This window comes from Streptomyces sp. DSM 42067 (assembly GCF_055792885.1).
On the sequence record NZ_CM147706.1, the window covers coordinates 2,791,119 to 2,805,188 of the forward strand.

Annotated in this window: 13 protein-coding genes; 4 read left to right on the plus strand and 9 right to left on the minus strand. The window is 71.7% G+C overall.

The genetic code is table 11. From position 1 onward, the window contains the following. Nucleotides 1–76: 76 nt before the first annotated feature. Nucleotides 77–1,294 (minus strand): MacS family sensor histidine kinase, encoded by a 1,218-nt coding sequence (gene macS / locus ACSMXV_RS13040; protein ID WP_473177797.1) that lies wholly within the window; start codon nt 1,292–1,294, stop codon nt 77–79. A 51-nt stretch (nt 1,295–1,345) separates the two neighbouring features. Then, the gene (locus ACSMXV_RS13045) at nt 1,346–2,110 is read right to left on the minus strand and encodes a lysophospholipid acyltransferase family protein (RefSeq protein ID WP_473178917.1); all 765 of its coding nucleotides are present in this window, start codon (nt 2,108–2,110) and stop codon (nt 1,346–1,348) included. 247 nt (nt 2,111–2,357) lie between these two features. Here ACSMXV_RS13045 and ACSMXV_RS13050 point away from each other — a divergent pair, with 247 nt between their 5' ends. Both ACSMXV_RS13050 and ACSMXV_RS13055 read left to right on the plus strand, forming a co-directional pair. Continuing rightward, nucleotides 2,358–3,218 (plus strand): alpha/beta hydrolase, encoded by an 861-nt coding sequence (locus ACSMXV_RS13050; RefSeq protein ID WP_473177798.1) that lies wholly within the window; start codon nt 2,358–2,360, stop codon nt 3,216–3,218. Next, on the plus strand, nt 3,211–3,840 hold the full coding sequence (locus ACSMXV_RS13055; RefSeq protein WP_473177799.1) for a hypothetical protein: 630 nt from the start codon (nt 3,211–3,213) through the stop codon (nt 3,838–3,840). Before ACSMXV_RS13050 ends, ACSMXV_RS13055 begins: the two co-directional genes overlap by 8 nt. Nucleotides 3,841–3,966: 126 nt before the next feature. On the opposite strand, the gene ACSMXV_RS13060 is transcribed toward ACSMXV_RS13055, so the two are convergent. The 6 genes from ACSMXV_RS13060 to ACSMXV_RS13085 form a co-directional block, all read right to left on the minus strand. Further along, nucleotides 3,967–4,740, minus strand: coding sequence for an endonuclease/exonuclease/phosphatase family protein (locus tag ACSMXV_RS13060; protein ID WP_473177800.1), 774 nt, complete (start codon nt 4,738–4,740; stop codon nt 3,967–3,969). A 222-nt stretch (nt 4,741–4,962) separates the two neighbouring features. After that, a complete protein-coding gene (locus tag ACSMXV_RS13065; protein WP_181659528.1) occupies nt 4,963–5,916 on the minus strand; it encodes an ROK family glucokinase in 954 nt (317 codons plus the stop codon). Between the two features lie 62 nt (nt 5,917–5,978). Next, nucleotides 5,979–6,461, minus strand: coding sequence for a DUF5304 domain-containing protein (locus ACSMXV_RS13070; protein ID WP_473177801.1), 483 nt, complete (start codon nt 6,459–6,461; stop codon nt 5,979–5,981). Nucleotides 6,462–6,542: 81 nt separating this feature from the next. Then, entirely contained in the window at nt 6,543–7,730 is a 1,188-nt protein-coding gene (locus ACSMXV_RS13075) for an ArsA family ATPase (RefSeq protein WP_473177802.1), read from the minus strand. A 138-nt stretch (nt 7,731–7,868) separates the two neighbouring features. Next, on the minus strand, nt 7,869–8,306 hold the full coding sequence (locus tag ACSMXV_RS13080; RefSeq protein ID WP_473177803.1) for an SRPBCC family protein: 438 nt from the start codon (nt 8,304–8,306) through the stop codon (nt 7,869–7,871). 150 nt (nt 8,307–8,456) lie between these two features. Next, nucleotides 8,457–9,254: a metallophosphoesterase family protein gene (locus ACSMXV_RS13085; RefSeq protein WP_473177804.1), complete on the minus strand. Its 798-nt coding sequence runs from the start codon at nt 9,252–9,254 to the stop codon at nt 8,457–8,459. A 301-nt stretch (nt 9,255–9,555) separates the two neighbouring features. On the opposite strand from ACSMXV_RS13085, the gene ACSMXV_RS13090 reads away from it, so the two are divergent. Continuing rightward, the gene (locus ACSMXV_RS13090; RefSeq protein ID WP_473177805.1) at nt 9,556–11,352 is read left to right on the plus strand and encodes an AMP-dependent synthetase/ligase; all 1,797 of its coding nucleotides are present in this window, start codon (nt 9,556–9,558) and stop codon (nt 11,350–11,352) included. A gap of 152 nt (nt 11,353–11,504) precedes the next feature. On the opposite strand, the gene ACSMXV_RS13095 is transcribed toward ACSMXV_RS13090, so the two are convergent. Continuing rightward, complete coding sequence (locus ACSMXV_RS13095; RefSeq protein ID WP_473177806.1) at nt 11,505–12,647, minus strand: glycosyltransferase family 4 protein; 1,143 nt, start codon at nt 12,645–12,647, stop codon at nt 11,505–11,507. A gap of 97 nt (nt 12,648–12,744) precedes the next feature. Between ACSMXV_RS13095 and ACSMXV_RS13100 the strand changes: the two genes are divergently transcribed. After that, nucleotides 12,745–14,031 (plus strand): glycosyltransferase 87 family protein, encoded by a 1,287-nt coding sequence (locus tag ACSMXV_RS13100; RefSeq protein ID WP_473177807.1) that lies wholly within the window; start codon nt 12,745–12,747, stop codon nt 14,029–14,031. The last annotated feature ends 39 nt before the right edge of the window (nt 14,032–14,070 follow it).

Sequence of the window (14,070 nt, forward strand, 5' to 3'; positions counted from 1 at the left end):
ATACGCCCATGCTCTTGTCCTGGCCCCTGCTTCTGCGTCAACTCCTGCGCCTGTGCGGCCGTTTCGTTCTTCTCGCTCATCTCCGTGTCGCCTTCCCCCGTGGAACCTTCAGTTCGACCTCTGTGCCCTGACCCGGTACCGAGATCACCTCGGCCGTGCCTCCCATGTCCCGCAGCCGGCCCCGGATCGACAGGGCCACACCGAGGCGGCCCTCCCCCTCGGCCTGGGCAAGCCGCCCCTCGGGGATGCCGGGCCCGTCGTCCCGCACTGTCACGATCACCGCGTCCGGCTCGTCCTCGACCAGGATCCAGGCCCGCGCGCCGTCGCCGGCATGGTTGCGGACATTGTCCAGGGCGGCACTGACAGCGGCGGCCACCTCCTTCGCCGCGGCGGGTGCGAGCAGCACCGGGGCGCCCGGCTCCGAGAGGGTCACCCGCGCTCCGGCGTGCGGTGCGAGCAGCGAGCGCAGGTCGCACGGCGCGTCCGCGGCGTCCTCGTCGTCCGGTACCTCCACCACGCGTACGACCGCCCCCTGGGAGGCGTCCTCCGACGCGTGCGAGGCGGGCACCAGGCCCCCCGCGACCAGCGCCCGCAGGGCGGCCTCCTGCTCACCCGCCATGCGGCCGAGCTCAGCGGCCTCACCGCCGAGCGCCGAGCCGCGGCGCTGCACCATGGCGAGGACCTGGAGCACGCCGTCGTGGATGTCCCGGGCGAGCCTTTCGCGCTCGCGCGTCGCGGCCTCGATCTCCAGGGCGCGGGCGAGGGTGCGCTCGGAGGCGCGGGCGACCTCGACGACGTAGCCGATGGCGATGGAGGCGACCCAGACCAGCAGGACGTTGTGGAAGGTGTCCTGGCTGAGCGCGCCCCGCTGGACGATGTTGGCGACGCCTACTAGCGCGGAGGCGACGGCCGCCCAGCGCCAGCCGCCCTTGAGGGCGTACGCGAGGACGGCGCCCGCTGTCCATATGGTCGGCAGGGTCGGTCCGCCGGCCACGATCCGCTCGTGCGCGTCGGCGACCGGTGTGAGCAGGATGCCGGTGAGCGCGATGGTGAGATCGGTGACGAGGAACCACCTGGTGCAGCTGGCCGCGCTCGCGACCTGGCGCAGCGTGGCCAGAGTCCAGACGAGGAGCACCGCGAAGTAGGCGACGGCCACCCAGGGGCGGACGAACTCGTCGTACGCAGAGAGGAAGAGCGCGATCGCGTACAGCATGGTGAGGATGCGGTACGCGGTGAGCGCACGCCACAGCGGCTGCTCGACCGACATCCTCATGACTCGCTCGCGCTTGGCCATGCTCCCCACCCCTAAGGTTCCCCACCCTCGGCGCCGCCGGCGGCGGCGCCACTACGAGCCGGACCGCTCCTGCTCCGTTCCGCCCTTGTCGCCGGTGTCCTTCACCGCTCTGGCCTCCGCCTTGGCCGCTTCCCTCTCGGCCTTCGCGGCCTCCGCAATCTGCCGCTTCGCGGCCGTCGCGTAGATGTCGACGTACTCCTGGCCGGAGAGCTTCATGATCTCGTACATGACCTCGTCGGTCACCGCGCGCAGCACGAACCGGTCGTGCTCCATGCCGCTGTAGCGGCTGAAGTCCAGCGGCTTGCCGATGCGGATGCCCGGGCGCATCAGCTTCGGGACCACCTTCCCCGGCGGCTGGATCTTCTCGGTGTCGATCATCGCGACCGGGATGACGGGCGCACCGGTGGCGAGCGCCACGCGCGCGAGGCCTCCGGGCTTGCCGCGGTAGAGGCGCCCGTCGGGCGAACGGGTGCCCTCCGGGTAGATGCCGAACAGTTCACCGCGCTCGATGACCCCTATGCCGCTCTTGATGGCCGCCTCACCCGCTCCCCGCGCGCCCGAGCGGTCCACCGGAAGCTGGCCGACGCCCTTGAAGAACGCGGCGGTCAGGCGTCCCTTGATGCCGGGCGTGGTGAAGTACTCCGACTTGGCGATGAAGGTGATCTTGCGGTCGAGGACGGCGGGCAGGAACAAGGAGTCCGAGAACGACAGATGGTTGCTCGCCAGGATGGCCGGGCCCTCGGCGGGCACGTTCTCGAGCCCTTCCACCCAGGGCCTGAAGGCAAGCTTCAGCGGCCCTCCGATGGAGAACTTCATTGCCTCGTAGATCACCCGGGTGCCTCCTGTTTCCGTGGATCAGACCTTAACCCGTGAGGGTCCTGGCTCCGCCTGGAGCGGGGGTCCTGGCTCCGCCTGGAGCAGGCGGGCTCGACCGCGCCCGGATCTGGTCGGTGTCAGTACGGTCGCGTACGGTGAAGTACGCCTCCGAAGCGGTTCCACGCACGTAGTCGCCGGACTATTGCCGGGGGTACCCCGTCCGAGCCTCATGAACTGGAGACCGAAGGTGCCGGTCCTTCCTGGAGCCGAGCCGTACCGCCACGAGGGCGGAGAGGTCGGCGTCCTCCTCTGTCACGGTTTCACCGGTTCCCCGCAGTCGCTGCGTCCCTGGGCCCAGTATCTCGCCGGTCGCGGGCTCACGGTCTCGCTGCCGCTGCTGCCCGGGCACGGCACGCGCTGGGAGGACATGCAGCTCACCACCTGGCAGGACTGGTACGCGGAGGTGGACCGCGAGCTCCGCGCGCTGCTCGAGCGGTGCAAGCAGGTCTTCGTCTTCGGCCTGTCCATGGGCGCCGCGCTCGCGCTGCGGCTCGCGGCCAGGCACGGGGACGCGATCACGGGCATCGCACTTGTCAACCCGGCGAACAAGGTGCACGGCCTCTCGGCGTACGCGCTGCCGGTCGCGCGGCACCTCGTCAGGACGACGAAGGGGATCACCAGCGACATCGCCAAGGAAGGCGTCGAGGAGATCGGCTACGACCGGGTGCCCCTGCACGCCGCGCACTCCCTGCGGATCTTCTTCCGGCTGGTCGACGGCGAGCTTCCGCAGGTCACGCAGCCGTTGCTGCTGCTGCACAGCCCGCAGGACCATGTGGTGCCGCCTGCCGACTCGGCCCGCATCCTCAGCCGGGTCTCGTCCACGGACGTCACGGAGATCCTGCTGGAACAGAGCTACCACGTGGCGACGTTGGACCATGACGCGGACCGGATCTTCGAGGAGAGCCGTGCCTTCATCGGCCGGCTCGCTCCCGGCGCCGGCACGGAGCCGGGCGAAAGCGTGACCTCCGTCGCGGCGGGGATCTCGGAGAAGGCCGGCGGAACAGAGGACCCGGTCGGGGACAGGGAAGGGACGGCCACCGGTGGCTGAGCACGACGCGGACCGCGACGAGGGCCGCGAGCCGGAGGAGCGGGGCGTGCCGTTCGACGAGGAGGCCGCCTGGGCGGCGATCGTCGCCGGGTACGGGGAGGAGCCGCCGGACCCGCCGGGCGCGAAGCCGTTCAAGTCGGTGGAGGACCTGGCGCTGCTGGAGATCGAGCACAACGACCCAGCGCCGGCCGGCGCGGACAAGGATGCCGACGCGGACCAGGCCGAGGAGGAGTCCCCGGACGCGCGGAACAAGCCCGACGGGGCCGACAAGACCGGCAAGCCCCTGGGCAGCTCCATCGCCTTCGCCCCCGGCGTCGGCCCTCGCGACTACGTGGCGCCGGAGCCGTCCGACGACGACTTCGACGCGGACGACGAGGGGCACTTCGTACCCCCGGAGCCGCCGCCCCTGCCCGCCGCCGACACCACGGCCAAGTTCGCCTGGCTCGCCGTCGTCGGCGGCCCCGTGCTGCTGCTCCTCGCCATACTGCTCGGCTGGGACATGACCTGGTGGCTGACGACACTCGGCATCGGCGGCTTCCTCGGCGGCTTCGCCACGCTCGTGGTGCGGATGAGAGACGACGACGAGGAGGACGACGACCCGGGGCGCGGGGCGGTGGTCTGAATCCCGGCGCCATCCTGGCGTTGATGTGCGTCCCGGCGCGCGTGTTGTGTGTAAGGCGACGAACACCGCACCATCAATTGAGGAACCCCAGCGGCGAGCAGCCGGGTCCGCGAGAGCGGCGCCCGTTTAGGCGCAAAAAGGGGCAATCCTGAGGGCGGCCAGGACCGGCAGATGGTCCGTGGCCGCCCTCAGGTCCCTCTCGTGGACTCCAGGGTGACCCACAGGAACCCCGCAGCCGAGGATTTCCACGCCGGACGTCGCGAAGATCGCGTCGATGCGCTGGTGCGGATCGGCCGGGGTCGACGTGTACTCGGCGCCCCACGGCCTGGTGGCCCAGCCGTCCTGGAGTTCCGCGGCGAGCCGGCGGAAGGTGCGTCCGTCCGGGCGTTCGTTGATGTCGCCGCCCGCGACGGCGTGCGGCACGCCCATCCCGGCGAGCCGGTCGAGCAGCATCCCGCCCTGCTCGTACCGTTCGTCCTGCTGCAGGCTCAGATGGCAGCTCAGTACGCCGAGCCGGGCGGCGTCGCCGAAGCGTACGACCGCGGTCGCGAAGCCGCGGCGGTGCAGGCCGGGCGTGAGCGGCAGCAGGACGTCCTCGGTCCGCTCGACCGTGGCGCGCAGCGAGCACAGCAGCGCCGGGCCGGCCGCGGTCGCCCCGCCGGAAAGGGTCACGAGACCGGAGGCGGCCGCGAGCCGGGCCAGCTTCTTGCGCCAGCGGAAGAACCGCGGCGCCTCCTGGATCAGTACGAGGTCGGGCGCGCAGGCGCTGATCACCCGGGCGAGCGCGGCGGTGTCGTCGCGCATGGACCGGATGTTGTAGCTGAGCACCCGGATGACGGCCGAACCGTCGGCCTCGGTGCGGGAGTTGGGCAGCGGACTGGCGGGTGGGCTCGTCGGCATGGCGATCAAGATACGGCAGGGCGCGCCGTCCTCGACACGACAGGGCGGCCGTCCTCGACGCGGCAGGGCGACCATTCCCGATGGGACACGACGCGCCCTCCCCGCACGACACCACGCGCCGCCCTCGACACGACACGACGCGCCGTCCCCGACACGGCAGCGCCCGCCGTGGCCCCCAATGGGGCGCGGCGGGCGCTGCCGGACGGCGCGTGACGCCTTGTGTCACATGATGGGGTCGGGCTCCCGAGCCAGGTCCGCGGCGCCGACCAGGCCGGCCTTGTTGCCGAGCTGGGCGGCGATGACCTCGGCCTGCGGACGCCAGTTGCCGCCGACGAGCCAGCGTTTGAAGGACTTGCGGATCGGGTCGAGGACGAGCTCGCCCTCGTCCGAGAGCCCGCCGCCGACGATGAACGCCGACGGGTCGAACAGCGAGGCGAGGTCGGCGAGGCCCGCGCCGGCCCAGCGGGCCAGCTCACGGTACGAGTCGACGGCGACCGGGTCGCCCTGGCGGGCCGCCATCGAGATGTGCTTGCCCTCGATGCCGTCGGGGGTGCCGTCGCCCATCGACAGCAGCACCGTGGCGTTCTCGGGCGTGGCGTTGGCCCGCTGCTTCGCGTACCGCACGAGGGCGCGCCCGGACGCGTACTGCTCCCAGCAGCCCTGGCTGCCGCAGCCGCACAGCAGGCCGTCCGGCACCATGCGGATGTGCCCGAACTCGGCGGCCACACCGAAGTGACCGCGGCGCAGCTTGTTGCCGATGATGATGCCGCCGCCGAGGCCGGTGCCCAGGGTGATGCAGATGACGTTGCGGTGGCCCTTGCCCCCGCCGAACTTGTACTCGCCCCAGGCGGCCGCGTTGGCGTCGTTCTCGACGACGACCGGGAGGCCCACGCGGTCCTCGACCTCGGACTTCAGCGGCTCCTGCCGCCAGTCGATGTTGGGGGCGAAGTAGACGGTGGAGCGCTGGCGGTTGACGTATCCCGCCGCGCCGATGCCCACGCCGACGATCTCGTGTCCTGCCCGGGCGCCCTCCACGGCGGAGGCGATGGCGTCCACGATGGCCTGCGGTGTGGTGGGGGTCGGCACCTTGAAGGTCGAGAGGATGTTGCCGTCCTCGTCGACCACGCCGGCCGCGATCTTCGTGCCGCCGATGTCGACGCCGATGGTGAGTCCCATGTGTCCCTCAGTTTTCGGTCGAGCCCCGCTAAGGCCAACCGTACCGCTTGCCGGGGACGCGCTCAGTCCAGGTCGATGTGTTCTCCGGGGCCCGGACCCTCGTCCCCGGGGCCGGGGCCGCGGGTCCACCGCCGCTCCTGCGACTCGACGGCCGAGCGGTAGGCGGCCAGCAGCTCGGATCCGGCGGCCGCCAGGTGGTCGAAGACCTCCGGGTTGCGCTCGATCACGGGCTCGACGGCGGCCTTGGCCTGCTGCACGAACTGGTTGACCACCTGCTGTGCGGCGCCTCCCGCGGCCGCGCCGAACAGCGGTGACTGGAGGCCGGAGAGCTTGTCGGCCACGGCGTCGACGAGCTTGCGCAGCTCCTCGGCGGCCGAACCGGGCTGCGCCCCGTGCTCGGCGCGGCGGCGCGCCTTCTCGGCCTCAAGATCCTCGGCGCAGGCCTTCGCCCAGGCGTCGGGGTCGAACGGTCCGGCGGCCTGCGCATCGTCGCCCGGGATATGCGCCTCGTCGGCGGGTCCGGATGCGTCGGGGGTACCTCCCATGCCATTAAGGCTATGCGGGGGGTCGGTGGCGTCACTCATGAGGACAGACTCCTGCAGGGACCGGGGCTTATGTCTTCGACGTTACCCGAACGGAGGTACGCCATTCACCGCACTGGGCCATAGATCCGGGTCCGGGACGAACCTGATGCGCAGCTCGCCGTCGCGCAGCCCCGCCCCGGCGACGGTGCAGCGGCGAAGCACCGACGGCAGCGGAACGACCCGGCGGAACTGCCCGGCGGTGATGACGAGTTCGTCGCCGCGCCGGATCAGCTCGAGCTCGTCCCGGGCGCCGCCGGGGAGCGGGATGTGCCAGACCAGCACGCCGTCGTCGGCGAGACGGTCGGCGACGGGCCAGCTCACGGGGGTGGGGGCGGCCGACGTCAGGGGCGCGTCGAGGGCCGCGAGATCGTCGGCGCCGCGCGGGTCCCGGCCCAGGTGCGCCACCTCACGGACCGCGTACGTCCCGTCCCACTCGGCGAGCACCTTGCGCTGCTGGGCGGCGACGCCGCCGAGCCAGGGGTCGGCGGAGGCCTCGGGCAGCACGCGGTTGGCGATCAGCACGTCCGTGCGCAGCCTGTGCAGGGCGAGGCCGGTGGCGGCGGTGCGCACGGCGTCGGCGCCCGCGGGGCCCGGCTCGGCGACCATCCGTACCGTCGTCTCGGGATCCTCGAGTACGGCCTGGACACCGGCGAGTTCGAGGTCCCACCGGGCGGCCGTCTCGTACAGCCATGCGCCCGGCATGGGCACGCCGGCGAGGCGGCCGAGCACGGGGCGCAGGGCGCGGGCGGCCTGCCGCTCGGCGGGCAGCAGGCGGCGCAGATAGCGGCGCAGCTGCTCCGGCAGCGCGAGGACGGCGAGGGCCTCCGGGGTCGGGGGGAGGTCCACGACCAGCAGGTCGTACGGTGCGGCGGCCGCGTCGCGCAGGGCGCGCAGCAGGGCCAGTTCGCCGCTGCCGGGGAGCGGGGTGAGCTCCTCCTCGTCGAGGCGGGCGGCGCCCAGCAGGTCCAGCGCCGGGGCGGCACGGTCCTGGAGGGTGAGCAGATCGTCCCGGAAGCCTTCCGCCGGGTCGGGCCGCAGCGCCGTGAGGCCCGGCTCGGGCTCGACCGGGTCCGCGCCGGTGGGCACGCCGAGCGCGGCGCCCAGGGTGTCGCTCCGGTCGGCGGAGATCACGAGGGTGCGGGTGCCGCTGCGGGCCGCTTCCAGCGCGGTGGCCGCGGCGACCGTGGTGCGGCCTGAGCCGCCGGGGCCTGTGAGGAGGATGGTGCGCATGGGCTCCCTAGCGAGGGCCGAGGTACTGGGCAGGGGCACCCGCCGTCGTGGTGTTGTGCCCACCCGTTCCGCTGGGGGCACCTCCCAGGCCCCTTAAGGCACTGGGGGAGGAACGATTGCCCACAACGGGACCGGCGGTTACTTCGACTCGACCCGCTTCTTCAGGCCTGCCAGGGCGCGGTCGATGATGACCTTTTCCGCCTTGCGCTTGATCATGCCGAGCATGGGGATCTTGACGTCCACGGTCAGCTGGTAGGTGACCTCGGTGCCGCCCTTGCCCGCGGGCTTGAGGATGTACGAGCCGTCCAGGGACCGGAGCATCTGGGACTTGACGAGAGTCCAGCTGACCTCGTCCTCGCCGGTCCAGGTGTACGCCAGTGTCTGGTCGTCCTTGATGGCGCCCGCGTCCATGACGAGGCGCACCTGCTCGGCGCGGCCCTTGTCGTCGGTGGCCAGGACCTCGGCCTCCTTCACCTCGCCCGTCCAGTCCGGATAGCGGGCGAAGTCCGCGATCACCGCCATGACGTCGGCCGGCTCCGCCTCGATGGTGATGCTCGAGCTGGTGTGTTCCGCCATCGCCGTGGCTCCTCCAGATACGGTCCGGTCAGGACAGATGTCCATGCAGCGTGAAGGCTACCGCGCACACGTCCGCAGGCCGTCACCCGTCCTCGCGTCTTCTCGGCCCGACCGCTCCGGGGACCGTCTCCAGCCCACCCCGGCGAGCCCTCACCACTCCAGCGCGAAAGGCCGCCCCGACCCCGCGAAGTGCCCGACGTTCACGCACTCCGTGGCGCCGATGCGCATGCGGCGCACCAGCGGCTGATGGACATGGCCGAAGAGCGAGTAGCGGGGCCGGGTACGCCTGATCGCGTCCAGGAGGGCGCGGCTGCCGCGCTCGAAACGGCGCGCCACCGTGTCGTAGACGAGCTCGGGCACCTCCGGCGGGATGTGCGTGCACAGCACGTCGACCTCGCCGACGGCCTCGATCTTGGCGGCGTACTCCTCGTCGCTGATCTCGTAGGGCGTATGCATCGGGGTGCGCAGTCCGCCGCCGACGAAGCCGAAGACCAAGCCGCCGATCTCGACGCGCTCGCCGTCGAGCACGGTGGTGCCGGGCCCTGCGTACTCGGGCCAGAGGTCCGGCATGTCGACATTGCCGTAGGTCGCGTACGTCGGGGTGGGGAAGGCCGCGAACATCTCGGCGTACTGCTTGCGTACCGCCTTCTCGATGGCCGTCGCGCGGTCCGTGCCGATGCCCGCCCACAGCCGGGCGCCGAGGGCGCGGGCCTCCTCGAAGCGGCGGGCGGTGCGCAGCTCGACGATGCGGTCGGCGTTCTCGCGGCCGAAGAGGTCGGGGAAGATGCCGCGCGAGTGGTCGGCGTAGTCGAGGAAGAGGACGAGGTCTCCCAGGCAGACCAGCGCGTCGGCGCCGTCGCCGGCTCTCGCCAGATCGCGGGCGTTGCCGTGCACATCGCTGACCACGTGAATTCTGGTCCTGCTGTAACCGACGTGTGTAGCTGCCATGGTGATCACCCTAGAGCTGGCGGTCAAACGTGGGTAGAGGGTCCCGGACCTGCGGTAACTTCCCAGTCGGGAATTGCTTGGACTACTGTGCCCGAAGCATCGCCATGCACATGTGACGCAGCGAACATCTGGCCGGGACCCCCTATCGGAGAGGCCGTACCGATCGGTAACGTCCGGGCAGTCCAGTTGTGCTCAGGGTTTCAACTACCGAATCCGATGAGCACGCCCTGCCCTAGCCTTGGACCGCACCGTCGCATACGCACACTGTCGTGGCGCCGGTGCCCTATGAGGAGCAGCAGTCTTGCGCGAGTTCAGCCTTCCGGCCCTGTACGAGGTCCCTGCAGACGGCAATCTGACCGATATCGTCCGCAGAAACGCCGCACAGCACCCGGACGTCGCCGTCATCGCCCGTAAGGTCGACGGTGTCTGGCAGGACGTCACCGCCGCGGCCTTCCTCGCCGAGGTGCAGGCCGCCGCCAAGGGCCTGATCGCCTCCGGTGTGCGCCCGGGCGACCGCGTCGGGCTGATGTCCCGTACGCGCTACGAGTGGACCCTCCTCGACTTCGCGATCTGGAGCGCGGGCGCGGTCACCGTGCCGGTGTACGAGACCAGTTCGCCGGAGCAGGTGCAGTGGATCCTCGGTGACTCGGGCGCGGTCGCCTGCATCGTGGAGCTCGACACGCACGCGGCCGCCGTGGAGTCCGTACGCGACCGGCTGCCCGCCCTCGGCCCGGTCTGGCAGATCGAGGCCGGCGCCCTCGACGTGCTGCGGCGCGTCGGCAAGGACGTCGACGACGCCACCGTCGAGGAGCGCAGCTCGACCGCCAAGGCCGACGACCCGGCGACGATCGTCTACACCTCGGGCACGACGGGCCGCCCGAAGGGCTGTGTGCTGTCGCACCGCAGCTTCTTCGCGGAGTGCGGCAACCTCGTGGAGCGGATGCGGCCGCTGTTCCGTACCGGCGAGTGCTCGGTGCTGCTCTTCCTGCCGCTGGCGCATGTCTTCGGACGCCTTGTGCAGGTGGCGCCGATGATGGCGCCGATCAAGCTGGGCTGCGTGCCGGACATCAAGAACCTGACCGACGAACTCGCCTCCTTCCGGCCGACGTTGATCCTCGGCGTGCCGCGCGTCTTCGAGAAGGTCTACAACTCGGCGCGCGCCAAGGCGCAGGCGGACGGCAAGGGCAAGATCTTCGACAAGGCCGCGGACACGGCCATCGCGTACAGCCGCGCCCTGGACACCCCGTCAGGCCCGTCGCTGGGCCTGAGGATCAAGCACAAGACCTTCGACAAGCTCGTCTACAGCAAGCTGCGCGCCGTGCTCGGCGGGCGCGGCGAGTACGCGATCTCGGGCGGCGCGCCGCTGGGTGAGCGCCTCGGCCACTTCTTCCGCGGCATCGGCTTCACGGTCCTCGAGGGCTACGGCCTCACGGAGTCCTGCGCGGCCACCGCCTTCAACCCCTGGGACCGGGCGAAGATCGGCACGGTCGGGCAGCCGCTGCCGGGCTCTGTCGTGCGGATCGCGGACGACGGCGAGGTGCTGCTGCACGGCGAGCACCTGTTCAAGGAGTACTGGAACAACCCGGGCGCGACCGAGGAGGCCCTGGCCGACGGGTGGTTCCACACGGGCGACATCGGCACGCTCGACGAGGACGGCTATCTGTCCATCACCGGTCGCAAGAAGGAGATCATCGTCACCGCGGGCGGAAAGAACGTGGCCCCGGCGGTGATCGAGGACCGCATCCGGGCGCACGCGCTGGTCGCCGAGTGCATGGTCGTCGGCGACGGCCGTCCGTTCGTGGGCGCGCTCGTCACGATCGACGAGGAGTTCCTGGCCCGCTGGGCCGCGGACCACGGCAAGCCGGCCGGCTCCACGGCCGCGTCCCTGCACGAGGACCCGGACCTCATCGCCGCCATCCAGAACGCCGTGGACGACGGCAACGCGGCGGTCTCCAAGGCCGAGTCCGTACGCAAGTTCCGCATCCTGACGGCCCAGTTCACGGAGGACTCGGGCCACCTGACGCCTTCGCTGAAACTGAAGCGGAACGTGGTGGCGAAGGACTACGCGGACGAGATCGAGACTCTCTATTGCGCCTAAACCGGCGCCGCTCTCGCGGAGCTGGTTGCTCGCCGTTGGGGTTCCTCAATTGATGGTTGCGGTGGGTGGGGGGAGATTCCACCCCCCACTCTCCCCACACCGCTCCGTGTGGGCAGGCGTCCGCGGCCCCGGCACGGGGCAGCGGACCCGGCCTACAACAACGCCTCGAGCCGCTCCGCCAGCAGGTCCCAGCGCCACCTCTCCTCGACCCACTCCCGCCCCCGCTCCCCCATCCGCTTCCGCAGCTCCGGGTCGCCGAGCAGGGTGACGATGCGCTCGGCGGCGGCATCGGGGGCGCCCCCGGGGACGACCCACCCGGTCTCCCCGTCGAGCACCGCGTCCGGCGCCCCGCCGGAGTCCCCCGCCACGACGGGAAGCCCGGTCGCGGACGCCTCCAGGTACACGATCCCGAGCCCCTCGACGTCGAGGCCCCCGCGGCGCGTCCGGCACGGCATGGCGAAGACGTCGCCCGCGCCGTAGTGGGCGGGGAGCTCCTCCCACGGCACGGCCCCGGTGAACCGCACGGACGGGGCGACGCCGGTCTCGTCCGCGAGCCGCCGCAGCTCCTTCTCGTACGGCCCGCCGCCCACGACGAGCAGCACGGCCTCCGGCTCCTTCGCCAGGATCTGCGGCATCGCGCGGATGAGGGTGTCCTGCCCCTTGCGCGGCACGAGGCGGGAGACGCAGACCACGACCGGGCGGTCGGTCAGACCCAGCCGCTCGCGGACCGCGTCGCCGCCCGAGCCGGGGTGGAAGGTCTTCTCGTCCACGCCAGGTGGCAGCTGGACCATGCGCGCTGCCGCCTCGGGCGTCAGCGCGGCGGCGATCCGGGAGCGCGTGTACTCGCCGAGATAGGTCAGGGTGTCCGTGGAGTCGCCGATCCGGCGCAGCAGCCCGCGGGACGCGGGCAGCTGCGCCCACCCCGCCTCGTGGCCGTGCGTGGTGGCGACCAGCCGTTCCGCACCGGCCCGGCGCAGTGCCGGCGCCATCAGGCCGAGCGGCGCGGCCGCCCCGAACCACACCGACGTACAGCCGTGCTCCCGCAGCAGCGACACCGCGCGCCGCGTCACACGCGGCGTCGGCAGCAGCATCGTCGTACGGTCGCGTACGACGGTGAAGGGCTGCTCCGCGTCGAAGGCCGCCGTGGCCTCGACGCCCTCGCGGCTCCGCTTCCAGGTGGAGGCGTAGACGACGAGTCGCTCCGGGTCCAGGCGCAGCGCCATGTTGTGCAGGAATGCCTGAATTCCGCCCGGTCTGGGCGGGAAGTCGTTGGTCACGATCAGGGTCTTGTGCATCGTGGCGACAGTACCGAACGGTCGAGCATCATGGCTCTCGCACAGGTCAGCCCGGCATCATGGCTGCTGTGGCAAGGCGAACACGGACGAGGTGGGCATGGCTGGAGCACGTGGGACCCGGATTCCGGCATACGTCTGGATCCTGGCGGCCTGGGGGCTGAGCCGGACGCTCCTTCTGCTCTTCGTCTTCAAGGTGTTCGTCTTCCCCGGACCCGATGTGACGAGCGACATCTCGGTGATCTACCAGGGCTGGTACGAGGTGCTGCGCACCGGCACCTTCCCGCTCGACGACGTCACCTGGCAGTACCCGCCGGCCGCCGCGCTCGCCGTACTCTCCCCCGCCCTGCTGCCCTTCCTCGACTACGCGTCGGCGTTCTTCGTCCTGGCCTTCCTCGCCGACGCGCTGGTGCTGGCGCTGCTGCTCTATGCGGGCGGACGGCCCGGCAAGACCCTGCGCGGCGTCTGGGTGTGGGTCGCGGGCGTGGCGCTGCTCGGGCCCACCGCGTACGCCCGCTACGACCTGATGGTCACGGCCGTCGCGGTGGCGGCCCTGCTGGCGGGCGCGCGGCGTCCCCGCATGATGGGCGCGCTCGCGGGCTTCGGCGCGCTGCTGAAGGTGTGGCCGGTGCTGCTGCTGGTCGGTGCGGTGCGCGAGGACCCCGTCGGCGGTGAGGGACGCCCGAGGTGGCCGCGAGCCTGGTCCGCGGCGGCCGTCACCGGGGGTCTGATCGCGCTCGTGTTCATCGCCGCCATGCCGGGCGCCCTGGCGTTTCTGACCTTCCAGCGGGACCGCGGCACCGAGGTCGAGTCGCTCGGCGCGCTGGCCTTCCACACGGCACGGCACTTCGGCTGGTCGGGCCAGGTGCTGCTCAATTACGGATCGGTGGAGTTCCTGGGCCCGTACGTGCCGCTGGTGAGCATGCTCGCGCAGGCGCTGTCGGTGCTGGCCCTCGGCTGGCTGGTGGTGTGGCGGCTGCGCGCCCGCACCTGGTCGGCGAGCACACCCGCGGACGCGGCCTTCACGGCCGTCCTGCTGTTCACGGTCACGAGCCGGGTGATCAGCCCCCAGTACATGGTGTGGCTGGTGGGTCTCGCCGCCGTGTGCCTGCTCTTCCGCGGCAGCCGGATGACGGTACCGGCCTGGCTGGTGCTGGCCGCCACCCTGGTCACGCTGCTGGAGTTCCCCGTCTGGTTCTCGCACGTGGTGGCCAGCGACGCGCTGGGCGTCACCCTGCTCTACGTACGCAACGGCCTGCTGGTCGCCGCGACCGTCACCGCCGCCGTGCGTCTGTGGCGGCACACGGTGTCGCAGCCGCCCTCCCCCGAGCTCCGCCCGCTGCCCGCCCAGGCCGCCCGCGACAAGGAGGTCCTCAGACCCTCCTGAAGGCCGCACGCCGGCACGCGACGGCCGCTCGCGCCGGAG

Excerpts from the sequence above, each read along its gene's own strand:
- ACSMXV_RS13100 (WP_473177807.1), top strand. The coding sequence starts at position 12,745 with ATGGCTGGAGCACGTGGGACCCGGATTCCGGCATACGTCTGGATCCTG.
- ACSMXV_RS13065 (WP_181659528.1), bottom strand. The coding sequence starts at position 5,916 with ATGGGACTCACCATCGGCGTCGACATCGGCGGCACGAAGATCGCGGCC.
- ACSMXV_RS13045 (WP_473178917.1), bottom strand. The coding sequence starts at position 2,110 with ATGAAGTTCTCCATCGGAGGGCCGCTGAAGCTTGCCTTCAGGCCCTGG.
- ACSMXV_RS13075 (WP_473177802.1), bottom strand. The coding sequence starts at position 7,730 with ATGCGCACCATCCTCCTCACAGGCCCCGGCGGCTCAGGCCGCACCACG.
- ACSMXV_RS13095 (WP_473177806.1), bottom strand. The coding sequence starts at position 12,647 with ATGCACAAGACCCTGATCGTGACCAACGACTTCCCGCCCAGACCGGGC.
- macS (WP_473177797.1), bottom strand. The coding sequence starts at position 1,294 with ATGGCCAAGCGCGAGCGAGTCATGAGGATGTCGGTCGAGCAGCCGCTG.
- ACSMXV_RS13060 (WP_473177800.1), bottom strand. The coding sequence starts at position 4,740 with ATGCCGACGAGCCCACCCGCCAGTCCGCTGCCCAACTCCCGCACCGAG.
- ACSMXV_RS13070 (WP_473177801.1), bottom strand. The coding sequence starts at position 6,461 with ATGGGAGGTACCCCCGACGCATCCGGACCCGCCGACGAGGCGCATATC.
- ACSMXV_RS13080 (WP_473177803.1), bottom strand. The coding sequence starts at position 8,306 with ATGGCGGAACACACCAGCTCGAGCATCACCATCGAGGCGGAGCCGGCC.
- ACSMXV_RS13085 (WP_473177804.1), bottom strand. The coding sequence starts at position 9,254 with ATGGCAGCTACACACGTCGGTTACAGCAGGACCAGAATTCACGTGGTC.